The sequence below is a fragment of the Streptomyces sp. AN091965 genome, from assembly GCF_022698285.1.
Taxonomy (GTDB): Bacteria; Actinomycetota; Actinomycetes; order Streptomycetales; family Streptomycetaceae; genus Streptomyces.
Window position 1 is genome coordinate 9287246 of sequence record NZ_JALDMY010000001.1, and the last position, 26135, is coordinate 9313380.

Below are 26135 nucleotides of genomic sequence, written 5' to 3' on the forward strand. Positions count from 1 at the left end.
TCATGCGAGAAGGGGTGCGGAGCGAGGCGGCCGTCATGGATCTGGGCGACGCGCCGGATGGGGGCGCAGCTCGGGCGCGGAGCCTTCGGCCGAGGGGCTCCCCGGCCGGTCGATCCTGGCCGGTTCACCCCCTTTTGAGACTGGTTGGGGGCTGCAAAGATCCGATCCACCGGACCGCTGAGGTGGAGAGCCCGCGCGGCGCCCACGCACGGCGACGCGGCGGTCCGGAGCGCAGTTGTACGGGGCACCCAGTCCGTGCCGGGCGTGCCCGGCCGAGCGAAGGGAAAGACCGTTGACTGGTTCGGAACACAGCGCAGCCCAGCCCGCGACGTCCTTGACGAGGGACCTGAACGCCGCGGTCACCGTCCCACCGACGGATCAGGACCCAGAGGCGGCACTCGCGGCGAAGGGCCAGCTCGTGTCGCTGCCCGCGGACTTCACCGTGGAGCGGGACGGCAGCGACATCCCTGCGTGGAGCCTGGGCCCGTACGCGTTCCTGACCGGCCAGGCACCCGACACGGTCAACCCCAGCCTGTGGCGCAACGCGCTCCTGAACATGAAGACCGGCCTGTTCGAAGTCGTCGAGAACGCCGTCTACCAGGTGCGCGGGATGGACCTGTCCAACATCTCCTTCCTGGAGGACCCCACCGGCGCCTCCCAGGAGATCGTGGTGGTCGACCCCCTGATCAGCGAGGAGTGCGCGGCAGCGGCGCTGAAGCTCTACCGGGAACACCGCGGCCAGCAACGCACCATCTGCGCCGTGCTCTTCACCCACTCCCACCTCGACCACTACGGCGGTGTGCTGGGGCTGTTCGAGGACGGTGTGCTGCCGGAGGGCGTGGACATCATCGCTCCGGAAGGGTTCCTGGAGCACTCGGTGAGCGAGAACGTCTACGCCGGCAACGCCATGCAGCGCCGGGCGCTGTTCATGTACGGCGCCCTGCTGGACCGCTCCGCCCAGGGGCAGGTCGACGCGGGCCTGGGCAAGTACAACTCCGTGGGCTCGTCGGGTCTGCTGCCCCCGACGTTCACCGTTACCCCGGCCAAAGCCAAGCCTCACGAGTTCCACCGCTTCGGGCCGGTGACAATGGAGTTCCAGCTCACCCCGGGCACCGAGGCCCCGGCGGAACTGAACTTCTACCTCCCCGACGTCCGTACGGTGTGCATGGCCGAGAACGCCACTCCCACCCTGCACAACCTCTACAGCCTGCGCGGGGCCCAGGTCCGCGACGCCAAGGCGTGGTCGCAGTACCTCACTCAGTCCGTCGAGTGGTACGGCGACCGCTCGGACGTGCTGTTCGCCAGCCACTTCTGGCCCCGTTGGAAGAGCGAGGACGGCAACGAGATCGTCGACTTCCTCACCAGCCAGGCCGACCTGTACCGCTACCTCCACGACCAGTCCCTGCGCCTGGCCAACCACGGCCGGACCATGACCGAGATCGCCGAGGACCTCGACACCAACGTGCCGGGCAGCCTCGCGGGCCAGTGGTTCAACCGCGGCTACTACGGCACCCTCAACCACGACATCAAGGCCGTCTACCAGCGCTACCTCGGCTGGTACGACGGCAACGCCGCCCATCTGCACACCCTGCCGCCCGAGCAGGCCGGACCGCGGTACGTCGAGGCGATGGGCGGCGCCGCGCAGGTCGTGTCGCTGGCCCGGGAGGCGTTCGACAACGCCAAGAGCGCGGACGACTACCGGTGGGCCGCGGAACTCCTGAGCCACGCCGTCTTCGCCGACCCCACCGACCACCAGGCCCGCAGGCTGGAGGCCGACGTTCTCGAACAGCTCGGCTACCAGGCCGAGAGCGGCCCCTGGCGCAACTTCTACCTCGCCGCAGCGCACGAGCTGCGCACCCGGCCCGCCGACGGCACCCCGCCCGGCATCCCCTCCCCACAGATCATCACCCGGCCCGTCATTGACGCCATGAGCCTGGAGATGGTCTTCGACTACCTGGGCATCCGCCTCAACGGGCCCGATGCCGCCACTCACCCCCTGACCCTCGGCTTCACCGTGACCGGCGGTCTGGCCGGTGACCCCGACCAGTGCACCGTCCAGCTCCGCAACGGCGTCCTCGTGTACACCCCTCGTACGGCACCGGACTCCGCCGACGCCGTCTACACCCTCACCCGCACCGGCCTGAACGACCTCGTCATCGGCGCCACCACCCCCGACCAACTCCTGACCGACGGCACCCTCACCATCACCACCGGCACCATCACCCCCTTGAACACCTTCACCGGGCTCCTGGACTCCTTCGAGTACTGGTTCGGTCTCACCACTCCCTGACTTGTGCGAGGGGCCCACCCCGCCACCGGACGGGCGAGGTGGGCCCCTCGATACTGCGCGGCAAGTCAGGGAGAGCAGACGGGGCGGGCCGGTCCCTTCGGCAAGTACGTGGAACGCTCGAGCGGGGTGAGGTCTCGGTGGATGAGGCGGCATATCTTGCGGATGGACCTGGCGGGGGTGGGTACGTCCACTTTCCATAGCCGGACCGTCTTGTCGTCGCCGAGGGTGACCAGGGTGCTCGCGTCGGTACTGAACATGATGGTCGAGACATCCTCGGTGTGACCGGTGAACGTGGTGTACGTGTTGCCCGTTTCGACATCCCATAGCCGCACAGAGGTGTCAGTGCCGCTGGTGGCCGCCAGGGCTCGCCCTCCCGGTGTGAACGCGACTGCGGAAGCCGAGTCCGAGTGGCGGGCGATCGCCTTGCGCGCCTCGCCAGTTGCCACATCCCACAACCGTACGGTGCTGTCGTCGCTGTCGATGGCCAGGGTGTGTCCGTCCGGGCTGAACACCATGGATTCCACTGACGAGTTGTGGCCCCGGAGCGTGGTGTGCGTTTTGCCAGTGGTCGCGTCTCGCAGCCGCACCGCGTCATCGTCGCCGGCTGTGGCCAGCGTGCGCCCGTCCGGGCTGAACGCCATCGCCTCGGTGAGGGGGTACCGAATGGTCCACTTCTCACCTGTGGTGGTGTTCCACATCTGCACGTGTCCGTTGATGTCCGTGGAGGCCAGAGTCCTTCCGTCGGGGCTGAACGCCACCGCGGAGGCAGGATCACCGGGAAGTACGCGCCGGTTCTTCCCTGTTCTCACGTCCCACAGCCGTACGGTGCTGTCGACGCTACCGGTGGCCAGGTTCTTTCCGTCCGGACTGAACACCACCCATTCGATGTCGCGGGTGTGACCGGTGAGGCTCAAGAGAGGGCTGCCCCGCACTGCGTCCCGCAGACGCACAGTGTGGTCCGGGCCGGCCATGGCCAGGGTTCGGCGGTCCGGGCTCAGCGCCATGGCGTAGAGGGTGCCGGTGTGGTGGGTGGTTGTTGCTCGTGTAGCGCCTGCGTGTACGTCCCACAGCCGCACCGTCTTGTCGTCGCTGCCGGTGGCCAGGGTGTGTCCGTCCGGGCTGAACATCACCGCGTTCGTCCCGCCGGTGTGGCCGGTGAGCGTGGCCCGCTTCTTGCCGGTGGGCACGTCCCACAGCCGCACCGCGCTGCCGCCTCCGGTGACCAGCATCCTGCCGTCGGGGCTGAACGCGAGCACATCGGCTCCGCCGGTGAGAACCCTGCGCAGGTCGCCGGAGGCCGTGTTCCATAACCACACCCTGCCGTCACTGCCATTGGTGGCCAAGGTGTGTCCGTCGGGACTGAACGCCAGTGCGTCCGCCGACCTGAAGCGGCCGGTGAGCATGGCACGTGGCTTGCCTGTGGCCACGTCCCACAACCCCACCCCGCCGTCCGCACCGGCGGCCGCCAGGGTGCGGCCGTCCGGGCTCAGGGCGAGTTCCTGGGCGGCTTTGATACGGCGGTCGGTGAGAGTGCCACGCGCCTTGCTGTCGGCGACGTCCCACAGCCTCACTCCGTCTTCGGTGCCCATGGCCAGTGTCCGCCCGTCCGGGGTGAACGCGAACTCGATGGAACTCTCCACTCTGCCGAAGACGTGCCGCACTTTGCCCGTCGCCACATCGGTGAGCCAGACCATGTTGTTGTCGTCGCCGGCCGCGATGGCAAGGGTGCGGCCGTCGGGACTCAGAGTCATCGCATGCGCCCCGTCGGCGTAGCCGCGGATGACAGAGAGGCTCTTGCCGGTGGCTGTGTCCCACACGCGCGCCGTCCGGTCCTCGGTGATGGAAACGAGGGTGCGCCCTTTGTGGCCGAAGGCCAGGGCACGGACCCAGCCGGTGTGTCCGGTCAGCCGATGCCGCAAGGGAAGCCCGTAGGCGGAATAGAGACTGGCAGCGGACTCCGGTGTAGGGGACGTACGGTGCGCCTGGACAGCCAGCAGCGAGGCCAGGTCGGGATCCTCGTCGAGGAGCGCTGCGGACTGCGCGGCGAGCTGCTGGGACTGGGCCACTCGCCGCGCGTCCAGGGCTCGGTCGCTCTCCCGCTCGCTGCGGCGGCTCTGCTCCCAGGCGAGCAGTCCTGCGGCCATGGCCAGGACGAGGAGGACGGACAGGGCCGCCGTGAAGTGCCGCAGGCGGCGGGTGGTGCGGGCGGTCGCGCGCTGTTCCTGGTCGCTGGCCGTGGTGCTGGCGGTGAGGAAGGCGCGCTCCAGGGCGGTGAGCTCCGGATGCCCGTGAGCCTGGGGGAAGTGCTCCTCGGCGGTGGCCAGAAGAGCCCCGCGGTAGAGGGCACCGGCGTCGTCGTCCAGCTCCCGCCACCTGCGGGCGGCTTCGGTGAGCTGGCGGTGGCAGCGCAGGTGTTCGCGGCTCTCCTGGGTCCAGGCGCGCAGGCGCGGCCAGGCGGTGATGAGGGCCTCGTGCGCGAGGTCCACGGTGTCGTCGTCGAGGGTGAGGAGGCGGGCGCGGGCCAGTTGGTCGAGGACCTGGTCGACGTGGGCGGGAGTCTCCGTGAGGTCGAGTTCGCCGCGGAGAGCGGAGCGGCGGGTGTCCTGGGCGCCTTCTCCTGGAGTGATGAGGCGGAGCAGTAGCAGCCGGGCCAGCTCGGCCTGGTCGGTGCTGAGCTGGGTGTAGAGGGCCTCGGCGCTCTGGGCGATCGCGCCGTGCAGGCCTCCGGCAGCCTCGTAGGCCTCGGTCGTCAAGGTCCGCCCCTGACGTCGGCGCCACGTCTCCAGGAGCACGTGCGAGAGCAGGGGCAGACTGCCCGGTCGCCCGCCTGTCTGCTCGATCAGGCGTGCCGTCAGGGCCCGCTCCACGATCAGTCCGGTAGCCGCAGCGGGCTTGACGATGATCTCGCGCAACTCCGCGGAGGTCATGGGCACGACGGGCAGGCTCGCCTTCGCCAGGACCGCGGCCAGGCCCTCGTGCTCGAGACAGCGGGTGTAGAAATCCGCCCGTACTCCCAGCACCACCCGGAGGCCACTGCCGGCGTCGCGGGCCCGCATCAGGAGGTCGATGAACGCACGCCGCTGTGCCGCGTCCTGACAGATGGTGAAAGCCTCCTCGAACTGATCCACCACCAGCCACGTGTCTCCTGCCCCGACCGCCGGCACGCACCGCTTCTGATGTTCTTCGAAGGGGCGGGCTCCAGGGGTGAGGATCCGGATGGCCGCCGGACGGGGTGCCGCGTCATCGACTCTTTGCAGAGGCGGGATGAGCCCCGCCCGCAGGAGAGAGGACTTGCCGCTGCCCGACGCGCCCCACACCACCGTGACCCGCTGCGCGCAGGCCAGCTCGACCAACTCGTCGGTGAGACGACCGCGGCCGAAGAACTGGTCCTGGTCCGCTGGCTCGAACCGCCCCAGCCCGCGGTAGGGCGCCGCCGGAGCATCCGCGGGCTCCGCCGGGAGCCGGGTGGCCTCGGCCTTGGCCTGATGCCAGTGCTCTTGCCACTCCTCGGCCCGCGCACCGCATGCGGCGGCATAGGCCAGAGTGACCTCCAGGGACGGCAACTGTTCACCCGACGCGGCCCGGGACAACGCTGTGGCGGAGTAGGCCGTCCGGCGCGCCATTTCCCGATATGTGGGTTCGCCCGCCTGCTCGCGCAGCGAACGCAGCGCCCATGCGAACCCCGCCACCGGACCGGCTGCCGGGTCCAACGGTTTCTCACGACGCCCCACGCAGGCCCTCCCCCTGGCCGACTCGGAACCGAGCGTGCACCCCGCGAGGCATTCCAGCAGACCCGCGACAAGAACGTGCGGTCCACTGACGAACGTCGGCCAGCGACCGGCACCTCTGCCGCAATGATGAGCAGCACGGAGTAGGGCTGCTCATCAATCCCCCGGGGCCAACGCTGAGTGTGTGGCGGGAGACCACCGCCCATCTCCGGTCCGGGGCTGGACATGCCCTTGGCCGGAAGGAACCGGAAGGAACCGGAAGGAAAAGGAACCATGTCCTTGCGCAAGAAGCTTTACGTTGCCGTGGCCATCGCTGTGCTGGCCATGAGTCTGGTCGCCGCTGGTGCCGGGGAGGCGTCGGGCACATCAGAGGGCGCGTCCCCCAAGTGCGCCATGCGCGCCGACGGCAAGCTGTGGTGCGGCAACCGCGTCGGAGCGAAGGGACACGTGCACCGTTCGTACGGTTCGGCCGTTCGGGGAGCGCTGTACACGTTGGTGAGCTGGTTCGCGTACTGGGGCTACGGCGTCATCCGCACCGGGCAGAAAGGTGTCCGGTACGGGACGGAGCCCGACAACGGCCGGTAAGGCATGCCCAAGCATGCCCCTGAACCCCGCACAGGAGAAGCCTCCGGCCCACTCACCGGAACGTTCCGGTGAGTGGAAATGCGCTCGTTGGAGGCTCGGTGAGCCACGCAGAGTGTGGACCGCGCCGGGCAGTCAGGCCCGGTGCTCACCGCCACAGAAGGAGAGTGAGCGCATGACCACTCGGCTCAAAGCAGTCAGCGTGGGTGCGGCCGTCATCGCTGCCGTGGGCTTCGCCACCGTGGCCTCGGCGTCGTCGGGGTCCGACGGCTCCGACGCGCCCAAGCCCAAGCCCAGGATCGTCAAGGCGCGGGCGGCACAGGCCGGTTCGCCCGTCACGGGCAACACGGTGACCCTCAACCCCGGCGAGAACCTCACCTCGAGCGCGACCTGCCCCGCAGGCACCGCGCCGACCGGAGGCGGCGGGACGACCAGCTCGTACGACATCTTCTTCACGGACTCGTACGCCTCTGGCTCCACCTGGATCCTCCGTGGAACGAACAAGGGGAGTGGCCCTCAGAACCTGACGGCGTTCGCGCTCTGCCAGTAGCCAGCGCCCTTCCGGGTGCAGCTCGGCCTCGGGGGGTGAGGGGCGCATGCGTTCTCCTCTCGCCCTCCGAGGTCTTCCGCAACCTCCGCTCGAAGCGCCCGCCCCGCCTCAGTTGCTCAGGTGACGATGTCGACGGCCTCGCCCCGGCCTCAGCGCTCGCGTACCTTCACCACCTTCAGGCCGGGCGCCTTGCGGATGTCCCGCTCGCAGAACCGTGACGTCACCCAGCGCTCGCCGGAGTACAGGCGTGTCTGATCGCTGTAGTGCGGTGAGCGCGGGTTCGACGACTGGGAGTAGGCCAGGAGCGTGCGCGCCCTCGGGCAGGGGGAGGCGTCCCAGCCGACGGCCTGGATGTGGCTGGAGCCGCTGCCGACCTCCGTGTAGCCGCCGCTCGCCGGATTCCAGCGGCCCTCGATCTTGTTCCAGATGCCGAGGGACTCCGTGCCGCCGTGGATCGGCAGGCGCTGTCCGTTGCGTACGACGAACTGGTGGTCACCGAGGCGGGCGTCCAGCGGGATGCCCGCGGCGCGCAGCTCCGCCACGGCGTCGGCGAGCGCGGTGGCGAAACCGGGCGCGTCGGTGTTGAGGGAGCGGGGAGTGCGGACCGGATCGGACGGGCTGAAGGGCACCTTCCACAGCTGGGCGTCCGGCACCTTCGCGCGCAGGGCGCGCCAGAACCGGTCGAAGAGCAGCGCGCCCCGTGACCCGGTGTTCATCGTGCGGTCCCAGGCCTTGAGCACGTCACATGCGGCGCGCACGTCGACGGCCCTGCCGTCGCTGCCCGTCGCCGACCCCGAGGGCAGGGCCGCGCAGGCGCGCGCGGCGTCGGCGGCGGCCAGGTCACCGGCGGGCGCGCGGTTCGTGAACTGCTGCCGCTGGAGGTCCTTGACCGTCAGGCCGCCCCGGCGGGCCATCGCGGCGACGTCCTCGACGGCGCCGCGCGTGCGCATCGTCCGCTCGGTGCCGATGGTGCCGAAGATCCGCTCGTAGCCGGTGAGGGGCTGGTCGGCGTTGGACAGCCAGGCGCTGTCGTTGGAGTTCTCCGCGTACGGGGCGTCCTTGAGGGTGGGCATGCGCGAAGGACCGAACGTGCCGGGCTGGAGGGCGTCCTCGTCCGAGCCGAGCGCGCAGCCGCGCCGGGAGCCGTCCAGGACGGCCACGCCCGCCACCGGGTACGTCAGCTTGCCGAGCGGGGTGGAGCAGCGCGCGGCGAGGTCGTCGGTGACGCGCGGCAGGATCTGCGACTGGGTGAGCAGTGAATGCCCCGCGCGGTCCGCGGCGACGGTGTTGACCCAGGGCAGCCCCTGGGTCTCGCGCAGCGCACGCAGCACGCCCGCGACCGAACGGGCCTTGCCGAAGCGCAGGTTGGTGTCACCGGCGCGCAGCTGCGCGGCGTTGGGGTCGTTCAGCGCGTACGCGGTCCTGGCCGTCCACGGCAGGGGCAGCTGGGAGCCGAGCGAGGTGACGACCGGACCGTAGCGCGTCCACCACTGGGTACGGGTGACCGGAGCGCCGCCCCGCACGGGCACGGTGACCGTGCGCCGCGTCATCCGCTCCCGCTCGCCGTCGACGAGGTACGCGGTGGGATCGGCGGGGTCGAGCGTCAGCTCGTGCACCGTGAACGGGACGCCGGTCGCCACGGTGTGGCTCCACGCCACGTGGCTGTTGAAGCCGATGTTGACGACGGGGGTGCCGAGCAGCGCCCCGCCCGAGACGTTCAGCTCGCCCGGGATGGTCTGCTGGAGCTGAACGAAGCGACGGCTGCCTTGCCAGGGGTAGTGCGGGTTGCCGAGCAGCAGACCGCGGCCGCCCGCCGTCGTCCTGCCGCTGAAGGCCACGGCGTTGGAACCCATGTCGGCGCCCTCGCCGCCGGGCGCGAGCAGCCGCCGCGCCGCCTCGGCGGTGCCGCGCGGGTCGGGGGAGCGGCGCGTCGTGCCGGGGCCCGGCGGATTCGCCCCGGTGATGCCGTCGACGACCCGGCCCTGACCGCCGAGCATCGACACCGCGTGGCCGAGGCGGGCCACGTCCAGGGCCGAAGCCGGACGCACCCAGTCGGCCTTCGCGCACGCCGGGTCCGTGACGCGGTTCTGCCGCAGCCACGCGTTGTAGCCCGCGGCCAGGCCGCGCATCAGCTCCGTGGCGGCGCGGCTCGGACCGCGCGGCGCGGGCTGCTTCAGGAGCTTCTCGACCGTGCCCGCCTGCCGTACGCCCCGGAAGTACAGGTCGCTCGCGAGGTTCGTCGTCGCCGACGACAGGCCGCCGCCCGGGTCGCCGTCCGGCCCGAAGTGGCGCGAGCGCTCGCCGCGTACGGTGGTGAAGCTCTGGGCGAGCACGCACACCTGGTCGGCGGCCTGGGCCCAGCCGGTGCCGAAGCCGAGGCCCGCGTAGTCCTTGGCGAGGATGTGCGGGACGCCGTACTCGGTGTAGCGGATGGTGGCGGAGAGGCCGCCGCCCGAGGGCCGTCCGCTGCCGCCCGGCGCGGCCGCCGCCGTGGCCGGCAGCAGGGCCGAGGCGGTCAGCAGGGCCGTGCCCAACGCCACGACGGGTCTGGTACGCATGCGCATCGTGCCTCCCAACTACGGTGAGAGCAGTGGCCGTTGGAGCGTACCAACCGGTACGTAACGTGTCTGGAGGGCGTACGCCAGGTGTTCCGTGGGGCGTGCGGTTCCTTCAGTGCCGCGCGGCCCACTCCGCGCGGGCGGCACGCACCTCGTCGAGGGCCTGGCGGTGGCCGCCCTCGCGGGCGCAGTGCTCGGCGCGGTCGAGCAGGGCGGCGGCCCCGGCCGGGTCGGTGGCCGTGCGGACACGGGCCAGCGCGGTGAGGGCGAAGGCCAGGACGGTGCCGCCGAAGGGCTCGGCCAGCTCGACGGCGGCTCGCGCCAGACGCTCCGCCTCGACCGCATCGCCCAGGGACAGCTGGAGTTCGGCGAGGTTGGCCCGCTCGAACGCGGTGGCCGTGGGGCGGCCCGCCTGCTCGGCCAGGGCGAGGGCGCGGCGGCCGTGGCCCAGGGCCTGGCGGAGGTCGCCCGCGCGGCGCGCGTTCTCCCGCAGGACGGAGAGCACGGTGGCGAGCAGGGCCGGGTCACCGGACGCCCCGGCGGCGTCGAGGGCCTGCTCGGCCGGGGCGACCGCCTGCTCGAAGCGGCCTAGGAGGCCGTTGCAGGCGGCCTGCTGAGCGAGGGAGCGGGCCAGGAGCGCGGAGCGCGCGGGCGGGGGAGACGTCGGGGAGAGGCGCGCGGTCGCCGTCGGCGGGGGACCGCCCAGCGCGGCCTGGGCGGTGCGCGCCGCGTCGAGTCCCGCCTCGTACGCGCCCTCGTAGAAGAGGACCAGGGACCGTGCCATGTGATGCGCGGCCCTGACCTCTGCCGGGGCCGCCGGGCCCGGCGCGTGGGCGCGCAGGCTCGCGTGGGCCTCGGCCGGGCGGTGGCGGCGGGCGAGCACCTCCGCGAGGCGGGCGGCGGCGAGGGCGCAGGCGTCGGCGTGGCCGCACAGCGCGTACGCGGCCAGGGCCTGCCGCAGTACGCCGATGGCTTCGTCGTAGCGGCCCGAACGGTCAAGGGTGAGCGCCCAGTCGAGGCGGACGCGCGCCGCCTCGACGTCGACGTCCTCGCGCGGAACCGCGTGCTCCCGGCGCCGGGAGGCGTCCTGGAGGACCCGGCGGGCGCGGTCGTCGGCGGGGGCCTGGTCGAGCACGCGCCGGGCGACCGTCGACGCGCGCACCGGATCGCCCTCGGCGAGGTGGCGCTCGGCGAGCGCGAGGCCCGTCGTGGCCCGCAGGTCGGCCAGGCGGGCGCGCCGGGCGTCGGCCCAGGCGGCGTAGCGGTCCTCGGGGAGCAGCTCGCCGGTGAACGCCTCGAACGCGACGGTCAGCTCGGGCACGCCCCCGGACCTCAAGGCGTTTTCGGCCAGGGACTCGACGTGGTCCGCGTCGACGAGCACAGCCCCCGGCGCCAGGCGCAGCAGTGCTCCGTCGGTGGTGAGGTAGGAGGAAGCGGCGCGGGGTCTGAGCTCGGGCTCCAGGGCGTGGCGCGCGGTGTGCAGGGCGACGCGCAGGTTCCGCAGCGCGGCGCCCAGCTCGGCGTGCGGCCAGCAGGCGGCCATGACGTGCTCGCGGTGCAGCTGGTGACCCGGCGCGAGTGCCAGGAGCTTCACCAGGGTGCGGGCGCCGGGGCGTGGCCAGCGCGCGGCGGGCGGTACGCCCAGGGGGCGCTCGGCGCGGAAACCGCCGAGGAGATACAGATGCAGCGGCCCGGCGCCCGCACCGGCCGCGCCGTCGTCCTCAAAGGCCCCGCTCCCTCTGGCGTACGTGCGTGCTGACGTGCTCATGAGGTGCAGTTTCTCCAGGCGGGCACACGGCCACGCCTGTTACGGGTGAATTACTGGCCGGAACTCGCTGGTCATCGCGGCACGTCACGGGCGGGCCGGGTGCGTGATCACGACGTTGTCGCGCGGGGAGTCGATTGCCGATCGCTTCCGCGTTGACCTGCGATAACTCCCCTCCCGAAGATGTCGTGCGAGCCCAGGAGCCCCTTGAGTCCTACTGGAGGAAACATGAAGCGTCCCCAAGCCCTCGCCATGAGTGTCCTGTTGCTGCTGTCGGGCAGTGCCGTGGCGGCCAGTGCCGCCGACGGCTCCTCGGCAGGGACCTCCGGCCACCACAGGTCCCCGGCCGCCGCGTGGTGCGTGAAGCAGGGCGGCAAGGCGCAGGTCCAGGTGCCGTACTACACCAAGACCGGCACCCAGATCGTGCGCCTCGGCGGCGAGAGGGAGATGTGCGTGTTCACCGCGGACGACGGCTCGAAGCTGACCATCGCGGCGGACACGCTCGCCGCGACGAAGCCGACGCTCGCCGCCCTCGCCTACGTCCACAAGCCCGCCGACCCGGGCGGCCACCCCGGCAACCCGTCCCTCGGCTACTGCAAGGCCCTCAACGGCACGGCCATGTACGGCCCCCGGGCGACGGACGGCGGCGGCTGGGCCAAGAAGGGCGAGACGAACCCGGAGAAGGCGATCCCCGGCTGCATGTTCGGCGACGGCTCGGTGATCGACACCTGGGCGCTGAAGTACCACTCGGGCGGTGTGGTCCGGGGAGCGGACCTGACGAAGAAGTTCCGCGCGGACCTGCCGTAGGGGGCGGCCGCGGGGAGGGGACGGCTCAAGTGGCGGTGCTGTAAGGTCCCTTCCCCGCACGCGTCCCTTCCCCGCACGCGTCCCGGTCTCCGCCGCCGACGCCACGCCTCGGGCGGCCGCCGGGCGGTGGACGCCCCTTCACCGGCGCCGTTTCACTGGAGCCCCGCCACCGGGAGCCCCTTGATCGGGCGCCCTTCCCCCGGGCGTCAGTTCAGCAGCGGCAGGACGAGGGCGAGCACGATGAACGTACTGGTGAACGCGGTGGCCGCGGAGGCAAGTCGCTTCGGCCTGCTCAGCGCGGCGGCGGGTGGCCCCGCGGCAGGCGCGGGGGCCGGGCCGGTGACGTCGTACGCGACGAACCCGAGGAAGAGCGCCAGGGCGACGGTGACCACCGTGACCGCGACGCGGGAGGCCCTGGGATGCCCGTCCCCGAGCTCAAGGGTGGCGGCGACCGTGCACACGTCGGTGATCACGGCCATGGCGGACGCCCCGGCCGCGCCCCAGGCCCTGGCGCGACCGGCGCCGTCCGCCAGTGCGAGGCGGAAGCCCACGCGCGCGCAGACCGCGGCGGCCAGGGCGGTGCACCCCAGGAGCACGGCGACGACGACGGACACGAAGACCCCCTCGGGGCGAAGTGCCTTGCGGGCACGACGAGGGAACAGGGCTGACTGTGGCGTCCCCTCCTGCCACTGTCCCAGAGTTTCTGAGACAATGGAAACAATGCAGTTGAACGGCGATGCCGGGGGTGGTGATCCAGCATGACGGCGCGACGCGCCGGACGTCCCATGGCCGCGCTGCGACAGGATCTGTCGCCCGCGCTCCGCTCCTTCGCCGTCGAACTGCGGCGCCGCCGTGCGGAGTCGGGGCTCACCCTGCGCGAACTCGCCCGCTCCATCGGGCTGAGCCCCGCCTCGCTGTCCCGGGTGTTCAACGGCGAGCGCCTCGTGAGCGAAGCCGATCTGCGTCGTCTCGCGTCCTCCCTCGGCCTGGCCGAGGACGAGACGAGGGCTCTGGAGCTGCGGCTGCACCAGGCACGTGCGGAGGGGGAGGCGGCGACAGGTGGCCGGGCAGCCGGAGGGAGCGATCTGCGCGACCATCTCCTGGTGCTGCAGGAGGAGTCCGGGCTCAGCCTGCGCGAGATCGCCCAGCGCCTGGAGGCCGCCGGGACCCCCCTGGGGAGGTCCACGATCGAGCGTGCGCTCCGCGACCCCGCTCCCGCGCTGCCCCACGCCCTCCAGGTGGCCGAGGCCCTGATCAGTACGCTGCCGGACGCCGAACGCGAGCCCGCCACCCAAGGAGTGCTGCGGGCCGCCCGCGCCGCCGTCACCCCACCTGCCGTACAGGACGAAGCCCCGCACACCGCACGACCGATCAGTCAGTGGGACCCGCTCGACCTGGAAGTCCACCCGGCGCTGCGCCCGGCGTCCACGGCCCTCGCACAGACGCTGCCGGGATACGTCCTGCGCGACCACGACCGGACCCTGGCCCGCGTGGTGTCGGCCGCCGCCGAGGGCTCCAGCGGGATGGCGGTCCTCGTCGGTTCCTCCTCCACCGGCAAGACCCGTGCCTGCTGGGAAGCGGTCAAGCCGCTCGCGCCGAAGGGCTGGCGTCTGTGGCACCCGGTCGATCCCACGCGCGCCGAGGCGGCACTGCGCGGCCTCGACGACGTGCGTCCCCGGACGGTGGTGTGGCTCAACGAGACCCAGCACTACCTCGGCCAGCCCCGCCACGGCGAGCGGCTCGCAGCCGCGCTGCACGACCTGCTCGTACGGCCCGAGCGCGGCCCGGTCCTCGTCCTCGGCACCCTGTGGCCCGAGTACGCGCACCCGTACACCGCCTCGCCCGCGCCCGGAGCGCCCGATCCGCACCCGCAGGCCCGCGACCTGCTCGCCGGACGGCTCATCTCCGTCCCCGACGCCTTCGACCAGGAAGCGTTGAGGTCCGCCGGTGCCCTGGCGCGGCACGGCGACGCGCCCCTCGCGGAGGCCCTCGCCTGGAGCAGCGCCGGCCGCGTGCCGCAGTTCCTCGCGGGCGGTCCGGAACTCCTGCGCCGCTACGACACGTCCACCCCGGCCGCGCGCGCTCTCCTGGACGCCGCGATCGACGCCCGCCGGTACGGCGCGGGGGCCGCGCTGCCCCTGCCCTTCCTCACCGAAGCGGCGGTCGGTTACCTCACCGACTCCGAGTACGACAGCCTGACCGGCGACTGGGCGGTGGGCGCGCTCGCCGAAGCCACCGCGCCCGTCCACGGCCGCATGGCGCCCTTGCGGCCGCTGCGGCCCGGCCCCGCGCGGGAGCGCAGAGACCCGCAGGCCTCGCCCGCCGACCGGGCGTTCCGTCTCGCCGACTACCTCGTACAGATCGGCCGCGCCGCGCGCCGGACGCGGTTCCCACCCTCCTCCTTCTGGCACGCGGCCTACGAACACCTTCCCGCCCGGGATCTCTTCGCCCTGTCCACGGCGGCCTTCAGGAGTGCCCGGCTCACGTGGGCGAACCAACTGATCCGTCGTACGGCCGACTTGGGCGGCCCCGTCGTGGCGGGCACGGTCGCCCTCTACTCGGAGGCCGCCCTGACGGAGAGGTCGGGCGACCGCGAAGGCGCCGAGCGGCTGTACCAGCGGGCCGCCGACGCCGGGGACCCGCTGGCCCTGTTCCGACTGGCCCAGGCCTACGAACGGGCGGGCGACACGGAAGGTGTCGAACGCCTCGCCCGAAGCGCGGCCGACGCCGGTGGATTCCCCCCTCTCACGGCCCCGGACCTGCGTGCCGGGGAGGGCGCCGAGCTCCTGTACCGCCGAGCCGCCGAGGACGGCGATCCCCACGCCCTCTTCCGCCTCTTCCGGATGCGCGAGCGGGACGGCGACCCCGCGGGCGCCGAACACGTGGCCCTGAAGGCCGCCGACGCCGGTTACGCCTGGCTGTTCGATTTCCCGGCGCGATGGCCCAACGGACTGGACGCCGACGGCACGATCACGCCTCCCTCCCCGGAGTCCGACGACTGAGGGCACGGCGACATGACGGCCGCCGGAGGGCACGGAAACCAGCGTCCCGCATAACCCGGTGGCGCCTGATCAGCACAGGCATATGATCACCCGCATGGCGACACGACTCGTACAGATTTCGATGCAGGCTCGGGACAACTCCGCGGTCGGGCGGTTCTGGGCCGAGGCACTCGGCTGGAAGGTCACCGGCGACAAGGGCGCCGAGACCAACGTCGAACCCGAGGGCTTCTCCTACCCGAACGCCGCCGCCGTCTGCGTCGACGTCATCGGGGTCCCGGAGTCCAAGACGGTGAAGAACCGCGTGCACGTCGACCTCGCCACCACCTCCGCGTCCCACCAGGCGGAACTGGTCGCCCGCCTGACGGCCCTCGGCGCGACGCCCGCCGACGTGGGCCAGGGCGACGTCCCGTGGACGGTCCTCGCCGATCCGGAGGGCAACGAGTTCTGCGTCCTCGAACCTCGGGAGGTCTACCGGGACACCGGACCGATGGCCGCGGTCGTGGTCGACTGCGCGGACCCCCGCGCCATGGCCGGGTTCTGGGGCGAGGCGATGGACTGGACCGTGCACGAGGTGACCGACGACCGTGCGGCACTGCGCTCCGCCGAGGGCGTCGGCCCGTACCTCGAGTTCCTCCGCTCGTCCGACCCGAAGACGGTGTGGAACCGCGTCCACCTCGACCTCCGCCCGTACGCCGGTGACGACCAGGCGGCGGAGGTGGCCCGGCTCCAGGCTCTCGGCGCGACGCGCGTCGACGTGGGCGGCGACATGGCGTGGACGGTCCTCGCCGACCCGGAGGGCAACGAGTTCTGCGTCCTCACACCGGCCTGAGCCGGCCCGTGCGTGACTGCCGCCCCGGAGGCCGGGCGGCCAGGACCGGACCTTCCCGGAGGGGCGGGCGGACCGTGTTCGGCCCGGCCCGCCCCTCCGGGGCGTTCGTTCGCTACGGAAGGCTGTGCACCTTCGGGCCGATGGCGTTCGACCACGCGTGGCCCGCCGTCGCGTCCCAGTTCGTCGACCACGTCATGGCGCCGCGCAGCGACGGGTACGTCTTCGACGGCTTGAAGGAGCCGCAGCCGGTACCGCGGGTCAGGCAGTCCAGGGCGTTGTTCACGACCGACGGGGCCACGTAACCGCTGCCCGCGCCGCGCGTCGACGCCGGGACGCCGATCCCGACCTGCGACGGGTCGAGGCCGCCCTCCAGCTGGATGCAGGCGAGCGCGGTCAGGAAGTCCACGCTGCCCTGGCTGTAGACCTTGCCGTCACAGCCGAGCATCGAACCGCTGTTGTAGTACTGCATGTTGACGACCGTGAGGATGTCCTTCACGTTCAGCGCCGTCTGGAAGTACCCGCCGGACGTGGACTGCATGTCGATGGTCTGCGGTGCCATCGTGAGCACCATCTTCGGGCCCGCCTTCGCCGAGAGCTGGCGCAGCGCCTTCGTCATGTAGGTGGGGTTGAGGCCGTTCTCCAGGTCGATGTCGACGCCGTTGAACCCGTACTCCTGCATCAGCGCGTAGGCGCTGTTGGCGAACGCCGTGGCGGAGGCGTCACTGTTGACGGAGATGGTGCCCTTCTCGCCGCCGACCGAGAGGATCACGGACTTGCCCGCGGCCTTCTTCGCGGCGATGTCCGCCTTGAAGTCGGCGGTGGAGGCGTAGCCGACGGCCGGGTCCAGGTTGAAGGTGATCTGCCCCGGAGTGGTGGTGGCGTCGGCGAACGACACGGCGATGATGTCGTACTGCGCGGACACGTCCCGCAGCTTCTGCACGGTCGCGCCGTTGTTGAAGTTCTGCCAGTAGCCGGTCACCGCGTGCCGCGGCACGGTGCCGTCGCCGCCGCCGTCGCCCTTGGGGGTCGTGACGGACACCGCCGTCGACTTCGCCGACTCGCCCGCCGCGTTCGAGGCGCTCACCTGGAAGCTGTACGTGGTCTCCGGCGTGAGGCCGGTGACGGTCGTGGAGGCGCCGCCGGCCGAGGCGACCTTCGTGCCGTCGCGGTAGACGGTGTATCCCGTCGCCGTGGACGACGGGGTCCAGGACAGGTCCACCGACGTGGGCGTCGTCGTGCCCGCCGCGAGGCCGGCCGGGACGGGCGGTATCTCGACCGGGTCGGGGCCGCCGCCCCCGTCGGGCCCGAAGACGCTCACGTCGTCCACGTAGTACGCGCTCTGCCCGTACCAGCCGTGGGTGTACACGGTGACCGAGGTGGTGTTCGCGCCGGTGGTGAAGCTGGTGGAGAGCTGCTGCCAGGACGAGGCGCTCGGCGTCCAGGTCGACACGTCGGTGGTGCCGGTGCCGCGGGCGCCCAGGTAGGCGTAGCTGCCCTGCACCCAACTGGTCAGCTTGTACGTCGAGTTCGGCTTCACCGCGACGATCTGGGAACACTCGGCGGTGCCCTGGCCGGAGGGGGTGGCCTTGAGCGCCTTCGCGCCGCCGTGCACGGGGGACGTGACGGCGGCTCCGCTGTTCGCGGCGCAGGTCCAGTTGCTCAGGTCCGCCTCGAACCCGGCGTTCTTGGCGACGTTGACGTCTGCGGCCTGGGCGTTGGCCGCTGTGGTGCGCGCAGCCTTGCTGTCGGCCGCGTGGGTGTCCGCCGACTGCGCGGGCGCGGCGAGCGCGGTGACGGCGAGCGCGGCGGCCGCACCGACGGCCATCGCCGCGCTGATCCTCCGGCGGACGCCGGGTCTGTCCTGACGTACACGGTCCACGGGATGCCTCCTGGGGGGAGAGAGGTGAAGTACGCAAGCGACGACGGCGGCCACCGCTGTTGCGCAAAGTTGGTCCAGACCAATCAAGTTGTCAAGACCTCTGGACAGGAGAACCTGCGGCGGAGCACCCGACAGCCGTGGCCGCCGTCATGCCCGGCACCTCGACCGAGACCACTCGGCGGACCCGTGCGGCGGTGGCCTCGGCGACGTCATCGGCCGGGCCGAGGCAGCGGCCGTGCACAGGTTCTGACGCGGCAGGGTGGAGATCGGCGAGGCAGCTGATCTCCACCCCCGGTTCCACCCATGGGTCCAGGTGTTCCGGGCCTCGTCGCAGGAGCCTTGAGGGCATGACGACAACCGAGTGGATCACCGACATCGCCCTCATCCTGGTCGTCTTCCGGCAGCTGCGGGAAGACCGACTCGACCTCAAGACCTTCCTGGTCCCCCTGGGAATCGTGGCCTTCGTGGCCTACTCGTACCTGGACTCCATCCCCACCGCGGGCCATGACCTGGTGCTGATCGCGGCCCTGATGGGCGTGGGAGCCGCGCTCGGCGTCGCCGGTGGCGTCTACACCCGGATCCGCGCCCTCGACGGACACGTCCTGATCAAGGCGGGGGCGGTGTCGGCGATCCTGTGGGTCGTGGGCATGGGCGCGCGGATGGGGTTCCAGATGTGGGTCGAGCACGGCGGCGGCGCCGACGACGTGGCCCGGTTCAGCCTCGCGCACCACATCACCGGCGAGCAGGCCTGGGTGACGGCGTTCGTGCTGATGGCACTCACCGAAGTGGTGACGCGCGTGGCCACGATCTTCATACGGAGCCGGAGCCGGAGTCGCGGCCTGACGGCGACCCACCCCGTGCCCGCCGCCGACCGTACGGCCTGACCATGCAGTATGTTCTGCCCGTGTCCGCTACGCCGAGTGCCCCGACTCCCCAGCAGGCCGCGGACCAGGAGGCGGGCCCGCGGCCGGTTCCCGGGCAGGACCCGCGGGTGCAGTGGGCCGTGACCCTCGCCGTCATCGCCGTCGGCGCCCTGACCATCCGGCCCATGGGCTTCAGCGGCCGGGGCCTGGCCGTCGCCGTCCTCTTCGTGATCAACGCGGCGGCGCTGCTGGCCCGGCGCCTGCCCGAGCACAAGGTTCCCCAGCACCTCGCCCTGGTCTGGCTGTCGCTCGGCATCGTCGCGGCGGCCGCCCTGATCGGCACCAGCAGCAGCGGCACGAGTTACCTCTTCGCCTTCTTCCTCGCCGGTCACATCGGATACCGACTGGAGACCAAGCAGGCCCTCGTGCTCGCCGGAGCCTGCAGCCTGCTCTGCGGTGGCGTCCTGTACTTCCACCTCGGCCCGGGGCACCACCTGTTGCCCTGGACGCTCGGTCTCACCACCGGCACCCCGGTCCTGATCGGCATCATCAACCGCAGCCAGCGCCGGGCCGTACGGGCGGCGATCGAAGCGGCGGAGTCCGCCGAGCGCGCCGCCCGGGCCGAGGCCCGGACCGCCGTGCTGACCGAGCGCAGCCGCATCGCCCGGGACGTGCACGACGTCCTGGCGCACTCGTTGGCCGGGATCAACATGCAGTTGGAACTGGCCGACGCGCTGCTCGACACCGGCGACCTGGACCGGGTGCGCGAGGCCAACGACAAGGCCCACGACCTGGTCAAGGAGAGCCTGAAACAGGCACAGTGGACCGTGCACGCACTGCGCGAGGACGCGCTGCCGCTCCTGGAGAGCCTGACGGCGATGCTCGCCTCGACGGGCCGACGCGATGTACTCACCGTCACCGGGACCGTCCGTGCGGTGCCGGCCCAGGTGACCCAGAACCTGCTGCGCATCGCCCAAGAGGCACTGACCAACGCCGCTCGGCACGCGCCCGGGGGAGAGGTGGGCGTGGAGCTGGAGTTCACCGCCTCATCGACCACGCTGAGCGTCCGCAACCGCCCCGCCACCCGTAAGGTGAGCGTGGACGTCGGCAGTGGGATGGGGCTGATCGGAATGCGCGAACGCGTCGCCCTGCTGGGCGGAACGCTCACCGCGGGCCCGGTCACCGACGGGCCGTACCAGGGCGGCTGGCAAGTGGAGGCAGTGATCCCGGGATGAGTGAACCGACACAGGAGCCGCAGCGGCTGAGGGTGGTCGTCGCCGACGACCAGGCCGCCGTGAGGGAACCGCTCGCCGCGGTGCTCGGGCTGACCGAGGACATCGACGTCGTCGCGTCCGCCGCGAACGGCAGCGAGGTGCTGACCGCTGTCACGGCCGGGCCGGTGGACGTCGTCCTGATGGACCTGAGAATGCCCGTGATGGACGGCATCGAGGCAACCCGCCGTCTGAACGAGGAGCACCCGGACGTGGCGGTGGTCGTCCTCACCACCTTCGCCGACGACGACTCGATCCTGGGCGCGCTCGGCGCGGGAGCCCGCGGCTACCTCACCAAGAACGCGGGACGCCAGGACATCACCCGGGCGATCCGGGCCGCTGCCGCCGGTCAGTCCGTGCTCGACCGCGAGGTCCAGGACCGGCTGCTCGCCACCCTCAGGACCAAGGCGCCGACACGGGGACAAGCCCTGCCCGAGGACCTCACACCCCGCGAACGCGAGGTCCTCGCACTGATCGGCCAGGGCCTGCCCAACCGCGCCGTCGCCGAGAAGCTCTTCATCAGCGAGGCCACGGTCAAGACCCACATCAACAACCTGTTCGCCAAGGCAGGCATCCGCGACCGGGCCGACGCCGTCCGCCGCGCCATCGAGGCGGGGCTGGCCTGACGGGGGGCTGCTCCCGTTCCGGAGGTGCCGAGGCGGCCCCCTCACGGCTCGTACAGAGGCAGGAAGTGAATGACCGCCTCCTCATACGGATGGGCATCCCGGACCGCCTGCCGGACGGCACGGGCCTGTTCCACCTCGCAGACGGACTCGACCCTGCATTCCCTGCCGCGCTGCACCACACCCACCTCCCCGTCATACGGCTGCGCACCGGGCAACGGCTGCCAGCTGCCGGTCACGCTCCACACGCTGGAACACCGCGCGTACTCACCCACCCGCCCCGCCCCCGCCGCGTGGAGCGCCTCGACCACCACTTCCACATGCGTCTCCGGAACGGATATCTCGATCTTCAGTCGCGCCATGACCGGGACCCTAACAACACGCCCTGATGAGCGGCCTGGTCAGCACACCGCGAGCCGTCGCCAAGAGGACACGGCCCACATCTTGACCCCCGCTCCGGCGGCCCACAGGATCACGCCATGACGGATGTCCGCAGCAGTACGGTCGACGGGGTCCTGCGGCGCAGTGCGCGCCGTTCGCCGGAGGGTGTCGCCCTGCGGTACGGCGAGCGGGTGTGGACGTACGCCGAGTTGGATGACGCCGTTTCCAGGGCGGCGCGGGTTCTGGAGGAGAGCGGGCTCGGGCGGGGGGACCGGGTCGGGGCGTACGGGCACAACTCCGATGCCTACCTGATCGGCTTTCTGGCGTGCTCGCGGGCGGGCTTCGTGCACGTGCCGATCAATCAGAACCTCACCGGCGACGACCTGGCATACATCATCGGGCAGTCCGGGAGCGCGGTGGTGCTCGCCGACCCGGACCTCGCGCCCCGACTCCCGGACACCGTGCGGGTGTTGCCCCTGCGCGACGCGGCCGACTCGCTGCTCACGCGGCTCGCCGCCGTGGCGCCGTACGACGGGGAGGAGCCGGACAGCGGCGACCTCGTGCAGCTCCTGTACACCTCGGGCACGACCGCCCACCCCAAGGGCGCCATGATGAGCCACCGCGCCCTGATCCACGAGTACGTCAGCGCGGTGCACGCCCTGGATCTGAAGGCCTCGGACCGGCCGCTGCACTCGCTGCCGCTGTACCACTCCGCGCAGATGCACGTGTTCCTGCTGCCGTACCTGGCGGTGGGGGCCGAGAACACGATCCTCGACGGGCCCGACGCCACGCGGATCCTGGACCTCGTCGCGGCGGGCCGCGCCGACAGCCTCTTCGCGCCGCCCACCGTGTGGATCGGCCTCTCCCAGCACCCCGGCTTCGCCACCCGCGACCTGAGCGCGCTGCGCAAGGCGTACTACGGCGCCTCGATCATGCCGGTGCCGGTCCTGGAGAAGCTGCGGGAACGGCTGCCGGGGCTCGCCTTCTACAACTGCTTCGGGCAGAGCGAGATCGGGCCGCTCGCCACGGTCCTCGGGCCCGACGAGCACGAGGGGCGGATGGCCTCCTGCGGGCGGCCGGTCCTCTTCGTGGAGGCCAAGGTCGTCGACGCCACCGGCAAGGAGGTGCCCGACGGGACGGAAGGCGAAGTCGTCTACCGCTCCCCGCAGCTGTGCGACGGCTACTGGGGCAAGCCGGACGAGACCGAGGAGGCCTTCCGCGGCGGCTGGTTCCACTCCGGCGACCTGGCCGTGCGCGACGCCGAAGGCTACTTCACCGTCGTCGACCGCGTGAAGGACGTCATCAACTCCGGCGGGGTGCTGGTCGCTTCACGCCAGGTGGAGGAGGCCCTCTACACCCACCCCGCCGTCGCGGAGGCTGCGGTGATCGGCCTGCCGGACGCGCGCTGGATCGAGGCCGTGACGGCCGTCGTCGTCCCGGCCCGCGACGAGGCGCGGGTCACCGAGGCCGAACTCATCGCCCACGCCCGGGAGAAGCTCGCCGCCTTCAAGGCCCCGAAGCGGGTCGTGTTCGTGGACGAACTGCCCCGCAACGCCAGCGGCAAGATCCTGAAGCGGGAGTTGCGGGACCGGTTCTCCGACGGCTGACCCCATCGGCTCGGTACGCGAACCGGCCGACCGCCAGGGCCCCGGACCTGAGTACGCGTACTCAGGTCCGGGCGGACCCTTTCGACCACAGTGGGGGGCGGACCGGACAACCAACAGGAGACGATCATGTCCCCCAGCGTCACCCGCCCGCGCACCGCCTCCCGCCGCCGGACCCGCACGGCCGCGGTCGTCGCGCTCACGGGAGCCGCCGCAGTCGTCGCGCTCAGCGGCTGTTCCGGCCTTTCCTTGCGGGACGACATCTGCAGCGGCGGCGAGTACCCCGTCATGACCATCGGGGGAACCGGCTCCGGGTGCGTCAAGAACGGCACGAAGGAGCCGAAGGGGTACACGCGTTACCCCGAGGGCAAGGTGCCGCAGAAGGTCGACGACAAGTGGGACGTGTACTGGCGTACACACACCGTCGACAAGAAGGGCGACATCATCGACGCACCGGACGGGGAGTGACCCGGCCCCGGCGGCTCGCCCCTGGGGCTGTCCGATGGGTCGGCGCGGCGTCGCGACGCCTGGCACGCACGCTCGCCGCGTTGCCGAAATGCCCTAGTAGCTCCTTCCCCAAGCTCTCAGCTGCGTTCGAGCAGGGGAGACCCCACCCGAGGACATCCCGGCGCCTTCTCCTTCTGCCGGGACTGGCCACGCCGGGCGTCCACACGGGCCGCCCTGCTGGGGGAGCTCGGCGGGGCGGGCCCGTACGTGTCCGACGCGATACGCGCGTACTCGGACGGCTGAGGACTCGCCTCCGGCCCGGCGGACATGATCGCCTCCCAGCAGGCGCTGAACGGTGACCACTGGGACGACTGGCTCGGCAGCGACTGCCCGGCCCCGCTGGTCCGGGGGAGCCGCAGCCGGGTCCTCGACGCCGCGCGGGCGCGGGACATGGCCCGGCGGCGGGCGCGGGTCCGGCTGGTGGAGCTGGACACCGGGCACACCGTGCACGAGACCGACCCGGAGGGGTTCGCGCGGGCCGTGGGTGGCTTTCCGGCAGGGCTGTGACAGGGCGTGCGGGCCCCGTGGGCCGCCCACTGTCAGGGCTTGAGGTTCCGCATGTCCACGATCCGCTTCACCTTGCCCACCGACCGCTCGATCGACTCGGGGTCTACGACCTCCGCCGAGATGGAGACGCCGATGGAGTCCTTGACCGCCGACTCGACCTCGCGCGCGGCGGTGACGCGGCGCCCGCGCGGCGTGTCCACACGGGACTCCACGCGCACCGTGAGGGCGTCCATGCGGCCCTCCCGGGTGAGACAGAGCTGGAAGTGCGGGGCGAGGCCCGGCGTGCGCAGGATGATCTCCTCGATCTGCGTGGGGAAGAGGTTCACGCCGCGCAGGATGACCATGTCGTCGCAGCGGCCCGTGACCTTCTCCATGCGGCGGAAGACCCGGGCCGTACCCGGAAGGAGACGCGTCAGATCCCGGGTGCGGTAGCGGATGACGGGCATGGCCTCCTTGGTGAGCGAGGTGAAGACCAGCTCGCCGAGCTCGCCGTCGGGCAGCACCTCACCGGTGATCGGGTCGACCACTTCCGGATAGAAGTGGTCCTCCCAGATGTGCAGGCCGTCCTTCGTCTCGACGCACTCCTGCGCGACCCCGGGGCCGATCACCTCCGAGAGCCCGTATATGTCCACGGCGTCGATGGCGAACCGCTCCTCGATCTCGTGCCGCATCTCCTCCGTCCACGGCTCCGCGCCGAAGATGCCGACCTGGAGGGACGTGTTGCGCGGATCGATGCCCTGCCGCTCGAACTCCTCCAGGAGCGTCAGCATGTACGAGGGCGTCACCATGATGATCTCGGGCCGGAGGTCCAGGATGAGCTGCACCTGGCGCGCGGTCATGCCGCCGGACGCGGGGATCACCGTGCAGCCGAGCCGCTCCGCGCCGTAGTGCGCGCCGAGCCCGCCGGTGAAGAGGCCGTAGCCGTAGGCCACATGGACCTTGTGGCCGGGCCTGCCGCCCGCGGCCCGGATCGAGCGGGCCACGACGTCCGCCCACATCGACAGGTCCTGCTCGGTGTAGCCGACGAGCGTGGGACGGCCCGTGGTGCCGCTCGACGCGTGCAGGCGCCGCAGCTCCGACTGCTCCACGGCGAACATCCCGAAGGGATAGTTGGCCCGCAGGTCCCCCTTCGTGGTGAAGGGGAAGCGGGCCAGGTCGGGCAGCGTATGGCAGTCGTCGGGGCTGAGCCCCGCCGCGTCGAACGCGGCCCGGTAGAAGGGAACGTTCTCGTACGCGTGCAGCAAGGTGTCCTGAAGGCGCTCGAGCTGCAGCGCTCCGAGCTCCTCACGTCCGAGCCGCTCCGCGGCGTCCAGGAGTGCCGGTGTACGCGCCATGGGCGGATACCCCCGTCCGAGCCGGGCGGCCGAGCTATCGGCCGATCTTGTTTCGGGGTCAGTAATTCAAGCTTTCATGGCTTGTGGCAAGGGTCTCGTACCCCGTGCCGTAGCCGCAGCAGCGGGCGCAGCGCGCCCGGCGGGAAACTAGGGTTTGCGGGCGACCGCGCCGTACATGGCGATGTCCTCGTCCTTGATCATTTCACCCTCCGTGCCGTCCGGGCGCCACTTGTGGACCTGGACGATCCCGGGCTCCACCAGGTCCAGGCCCTCGAAGAACCGCCCGGCCTCGGCCCGGGTGCGCAGCCGCATGGGCAGGCCCCGGGCCGCGTACTCGCGTGCCACCCGCGCCACGTCTTCCGGCGCGAAGTCGGCGGTGCCGACGGACATCGCCAGGTAGCTGCCCGACGGCAGGGGCTCCAGGAGCCGCTGGACGATGCCGGTGGCGTCGTGCTCGTCGAGGAGGAAGTGCACGATGGCGATGATGGTGAGCGCGACGGGCTCGCCGAGATCCAGGGTCTCGCGCAGCTCGGGGGCTTTCAGGATCGTGTCCGGGTCGAGCATGTCGGCCTCGATGTACGAGGTCATGCCCTCGGTGGTGCTGGCGAGCAGCCCCTGGGACAGCGTGAGCACGATGGGGTCGTTGTCGACGTACACGACCCGGGACGCCGGAGCGACCGACTGGGCGATCTCGTGGAGGTTCGGCGAGGTCGGGATGCCGGTGCCGATGTCGAGGAACTGCCGGATGCCCGCCTCCCGCGCCAGATACGTCACGGCGCGATCCATGAAGTCGCGGTTGGCCCGCATGTGGATGGGCAGGGCGGGCCACTCCTGGGCCATCACGTCCCCTGCCTCCTTGTCGGCGGGGTAGTAGTCCTTGCCGCCGAGGATGTAGTCGTAGATGCGCGCCGAGTGCGCGCTGGCGGTGTCGATCCGGTCGGCAGGCCATCCGTCGTCGTGCGACACGGCCCCTCCTGTCAGTCGTGATCTCGCTGTGCGGTGAGCGGTGCGGTGAGCGGTGCGGTGAGCAGTGCGATGCGATGAGTTACGCGGCG

The 26135-nt window shown here is 71.7% G+C and carries 20 protein-coding genes; 12 read left to right on the forward strand and 8 right to left on the reverse strand.

Annotation, left to right across the window (positions count from 1 at the left end; genetic code table 11):
* Positions 1–292 precede the first annotated feature (292 nt).
* Positions 293–2290, forward strand: a complete 1998-nt coding sequence (locus MQV74_RS38280) for an alkyl/aryl-sulfatase (RefSeq protein WP_242728094.1) — start codon at positions 293–295, stop codon at positions 2288–2290.
* 65 nt (positions 2291–2355) lie between these two features.
* Here the strand turns inward: MQV74_RS38280 and MQV74_RS38285 are convergent, their stop codons facing one another.
* On the reverse strand, positions 2356–5913 hold the full coding sequence (locus tag MQV74_RS38285) for a WD40 repeat domain-containing protein (RefSeq protein WP_242728095.1): 3558 nt from the start codon (positions 5911–5913) through the stop codon (positions 2356–2358).
* 378 nt (positions 5914–6291) lie between these two features.
* On the opposite strand from MQV74_RS38285, the gene MQV74_RS38290 reads away from it, so the two are divergent.
* Positions 6292–6603 (forward strand): hypothetical protein, encoded by a 312-nt coding sequence (locus tag MQV74_RS38290; protein WP_242728097.1) that lies wholly within the window; start codon positions 6292–6294, stop codon positions 6601–6603.
* 172 nt (positions 6604–6775) lie between these two features.
* Positions 6776–7150, forward strand: coding sequence for a hypothetical protein (locus MQV74_RS38295; protein ID WP_242728100.1), 375 nt, complete (start codon positions 6776–6778; stop codon positions 7148–7150).
* A 149-nt stretch (positions 7151–7299) separates the two neighbouring features.
* Here the strand turns inward: MQV74_RS38295 and MQV74_RS38300 are convergent, their stop codons facing one another.
* Together MQV74_RS38300 and MQV74_RS38305 are read right to left on the reverse strand one after the other, a co-directional pair.
* Positions 7300–9714 carry a penicillin acylase family protein gene (locus MQV74_RS38300; protein WP_242728102.1) on the reverse strand — a complete coding sequence of 805 codons (2415 nt, stop codon included), beginning with the start codon at positions 9712–9714 and terminating at the stop codon, positions 7300–7302.
* 106 nt (positions 9715–9820) lie between these two features.
* Positions 9821–11476: an AfsR/SARP family transcriptional regulator gene (locus MQV74_RS38305; protein WP_242728106.1), complete on the reverse strand. Its 1656-nt coding sequence runs from the start codon at positions 11474–11476 to the stop codon at positions 9821–9823.
* 225 nt (positions 11477–11701) lie between these two features.
* Between MQV74_RS38305 and MQV74_RS38310 the strand changes: the two genes are divergently transcribed.
* Positions 11702–12280, forward strand: a complete 579-nt coding sequence (locus tag MQV74_RS38310; protein WP_242728107.1) for a hypothetical protein — start codon at positions 11702–11704, stop codon at positions 12278–12280.
* Positions 12281–12486: 206 nt separating this feature from the next.
* Here MQV74_RS38310 and MQV74_RS38315 read toward each other — a convergent pair whose 3' ends face one another.
* Positions 12487–12894 carry a hypothetical protein gene (locus MQV74_RS38315; protein ID WP_242728108.1) on the reverse strand — a complete coding sequence of 136 codons (408 nt, stop codon included), beginning with the start codon at positions 12892–12894 and terminating at the stop codon, positions 12487–12489.
* Positions 12895–13038: 144 nt separating this feature from the next.
* Between MQV74_RS38315 and MQV74_RS38320 the strand changes: the two genes are divergently transcribed.
* Both MQV74_RS38320 and MQV74_RS38325 read left to right on the forward strand, forming a co-directional pair.
* Positions 13039–15282 carry a helix-turn-helix domain-containing protein gene (locus MQV74_RS38320; protein ID WP_242728110.1) on the forward strand — a complete coding sequence of 748 codons (2244 nt, stop codon included), beginning with the start codon at positions 13039–13041 and terminating at the stop codon, positions 15280–15282.
* A gap of 94 nt (positions 15283–15376) precedes the next feature.
* Positions 15377–16111, forward strand: coding sequence for a VOC family protein (locus MQV74_RS38325; RefSeq protein ID WP_242728111.1), 735 nt, complete (start codon positions 15377–15379; stop codon positions 16109–16111).
* A 112-nt stretch (positions 16112–16223) separates the two neighbouring features.
* Here MQV74_RS38325 and MQV74_RS38330 read toward each other — a convergent pair whose 3' ends face one another.
* Positions 16224–17990 carry a chitinase gene (locus MQV74_RS38330; RefSeq protein WP_374120757.1) on the reverse strand — a complete coding sequence of 589 codons (1767 nt, stop codon included), beginning with the start codon at positions 17988–17990 and terminating at the stop codon, positions 16224–16226.
* A 347-nt stretch (positions 17991–18337) separates the two neighbouring features.
* On the opposite strand from MQV74_RS38330, the gene MQV74_RS38335 reads away from it, so the two are divergent.
* The 3 genes from MQV74_RS38335 to MQV74_RS38345 are packed head-to-tail and all read left to right on the forward strand — an operon-like array spanning position 18338 to position 20750.
* Positions 18338–18874 carry a hypothetical protein gene (locus MQV74_RS38335; protein WP_242728113.1) on the forward strand — a complete coding sequence of 179 codons (537 nt, stop codon included), beginning with the start codon at positions 18338–18340 and terminating at the stop codon, positions 18872–18874.
* Positions 18875–18876: 2 nt separating this feature from the next.
* Positions 18877–20088 (forward strand): histidine kinase, encoded by a 1212-nt coding sequence (locus tag MQV74_RS38340; RefSeq protein WP_242728115.1) that lies wholly within the window; start codon positions 18877–18879, stop codon positions 20086–20088.
* Entirely contained in the window at positions 20085–20750 is a 666-nt protein-coding gene (locus tag MQV74_RS38345; RefSeq protein ID WP_242728116.1) for a response regulator transcription factor, read from the forward strand. Before MQV74_RS38340 ends, MQV74_RS38345 begins: the two co-directional genes overlap by 4 nt.
* A gap of 41 nt (positions 20751–20791) precedes the next feature.
* Here MQV74_RS38345 and MQV74_RS38350 read toward each other — a convergent pair whose 3' ends face one another.
* The gene (locus tag MQV74_RS38350) at positions 20792–21109 is read right to left on the reverse strand and encodes a hypothetical protein (protein WP_242728117.1); all 318 of its coding nucleotides are present in this window, start codon (positions 21107–21109) and stop codon (positions 20792–20794) included.
* 117 nt (positions 21110–21226) lie between these two features.
* Here MQV74_RS38350 and MQV74_RS38355 point away from each other — a divergent pair, with 117 nt between their 5' ends.
* The 3 genes from MQV74_RS38355 (at position 21227) to MQV74_RS38365 (ending at position 23746) form a co-directional block, all read left to right on the forward strand.
* The gene (locus MQV74_RS38355; RefSeq protein WP_242728119.1) at positions 21227–22735 is read left to right on the forward strand and encodes an acyl-CoA synthetase; all 1509 of its coding nucleotides are present in this window, start codon (positions 21227–21229) and stop codon (positions 22733–22735) included.
* Positions 22736–22861: 126 nt separating this feature from the next.
* Positions 22862–23200, forward strand: coding sequence for an SCO0607 family lipoprotein (locus MQV74_RS38360; RefSeq protein ID WP_242728121.1), 339 nt, complete (start codon positions 22862–22864; stop codon positions 23198–23200).
* Positions 23201–23506: 306 nt separating this feature from the next.
* Positions 23507–23746 carry a hypothetical protein gene (locus tag MQV74_RS38365; protein ID WP_242728122.1) on the forward strand — a complete coding sequence of 80 codons (240 nt, stop codon included), beginning with the start codon at positions 23507–23509 and terminating at the stop codon, positions 23744–23746.
* Between the two features lie 32 nt (positions 23747–23778).
* Here the strand turns inward: MQV74_RS38365 and paaK are convergent, their stop codons facing one another.
* Both paaK and MQV74_RS38375 read right to left on the reverse strand, forming a co-directional pair.
* Positions 23779–25080 (reverse strand): phenylacetate--CoA ligase PaaK, encoded by a 1302-nt coding sequence (gene paaK / locus MQV74_RS38370; protein WP_242728123.1) that lies wholly within the window; start codon positions 25078–25080, stop codon positions 23779–23781.
* Positions 25081–25227: 147 nt separating this feature from the next.
* A complete protein-coding gene (locus MQV74_RS38375; protein WP_242728124.1) occupies positions 25228–26046 on the reverse strand; it encodes an SAM-dependent methyltransferase in 819 nt (272 codons plus the stop codon).
* Positions 26047–26135: the final 89 nt, after the last annotated feature.

What these genes read in the sequence shown, in the direction of transcription:
- MQV74_RS38285 (WP_242728095.1), bottom strand. Translation starts at nt 5,913, where the DNA reads ATGGCGCGCCGGACGGCCTACTCCGCCACAGCGTTGTCCCGGGCCGCG.
- MQV74_RS38290 (WP_242728097.1), top strand. Translation starts at nt 6,292, where the DNA reads ATGTCCTTGCGCAAGAAGCTTTACGTTGCCGTGGCCATCGCTGTGCTG.
- MQV74_RS38295 (WP_242728100.1), top strand. Translation starts at nt 6,776, where the DNA reads ATGACCACTCGGCTCAAAGCAGTCAGCGTGGGTGCGGCCGTCATCGCT.
- MQV74_RS38300 (WP_242728102.1), bottom strand. Translation starts at nt 9,714, where the DNA reads ATGCGCATGCGTACCAGACCCGTCGTGGCGTTGGGCACGGCCCTGCTG.
- MQV74_RS38305 (WP_242728106.1), bottom strand. Translation starts at nt 11,476, where the DNA reads ATGAGCACGTCAGCACGCACGTACGCCAGAGGGAGCGGGGCCTTTGAG.
- MQV74_RS38310 (WP_242728107.1), top strand. Translation starts at nt 11,702, where the DNA reads ATGAAGCGTCCCCAAGCCCTCGCCATGAGTGTCCTGTTGCTGCTGTCG.
- MQV74_RS38320 (WP_242728110.1), top strand. Translation starts at nt 13,039, where the DNA reads ATGACGGCGCGACGCGCCGGACGTCCCATGGCCGCGCTGCGACAGGAT.
- MQV74_RS38325 (WP_242728111.1), top strand. Translation starts at nt 15,377, where the DNA reads ATGGCGACACGACTCGTACAGATTTCGATGCAGGCTCGGGACAACTCC.
- MQV74_RS38335 (WP_242728113.1), top strand. Translation starts at nt 18,338, where the DNA reads ATGACGACAACCGAGTGGATCACCGACATCGCCCTCATCCTGGTCGTC.
- MQV74_RS38340 (WP_242728115.1), top strand. Translation starts at nt 18,877, where the DNA reads ATGCAGTATGTTCTGCCCGTGTCCGCTACGCCGAGTGCCCCGACTCCC.
- MQV74_RS38345 (WP_242728116.1), top strand. Translation starts at nt 20,085, where the DNA reads ATGAGTGAACCGACACAGGAGCCGCAGCGGCTGAGGGTGGTCGTCGCC.
- MQV74_RS38350 (WP_242728117.1), bottom strand. Translation starts at nt 21,109, where the DNA reads ATGGCGCGACTGAAGATCGAGATATCCGTTCCGGAGACGCATGTGGAA.
- MQV74_RS38355 (WP_242728119.1), top strand. Translation starts at nt 21,227, where the DNA reads ATGACGGATGTCCGCAGCAGTACGGTCGACGGGGTCCTGCGGCGCAGT.
- MQV74_RS38360 (WP_242728121.1), top strand. Translation starts at nt 22,862, where the DNA reads ATGTCCCCCAGCGTCACCCGCCCGCGCACCGCCTCCCGCCGCCGGACC.
- MQV74_RS38365 (WP_242728122.1), top strand. Translation starts at nt 23,507, where the DNA reads ATGATCGCCTCCCAGCAGGCGCTGAACGGTGACCACTGGGACGACTGG.
- paaK (WP_242728123.1), bottom strand. Translation starts at nt 25,080, where the DNA reads ATGGCGCGTACACCGGCACTCCTGGACGCCGCGGAGCGGCTCGGACGT.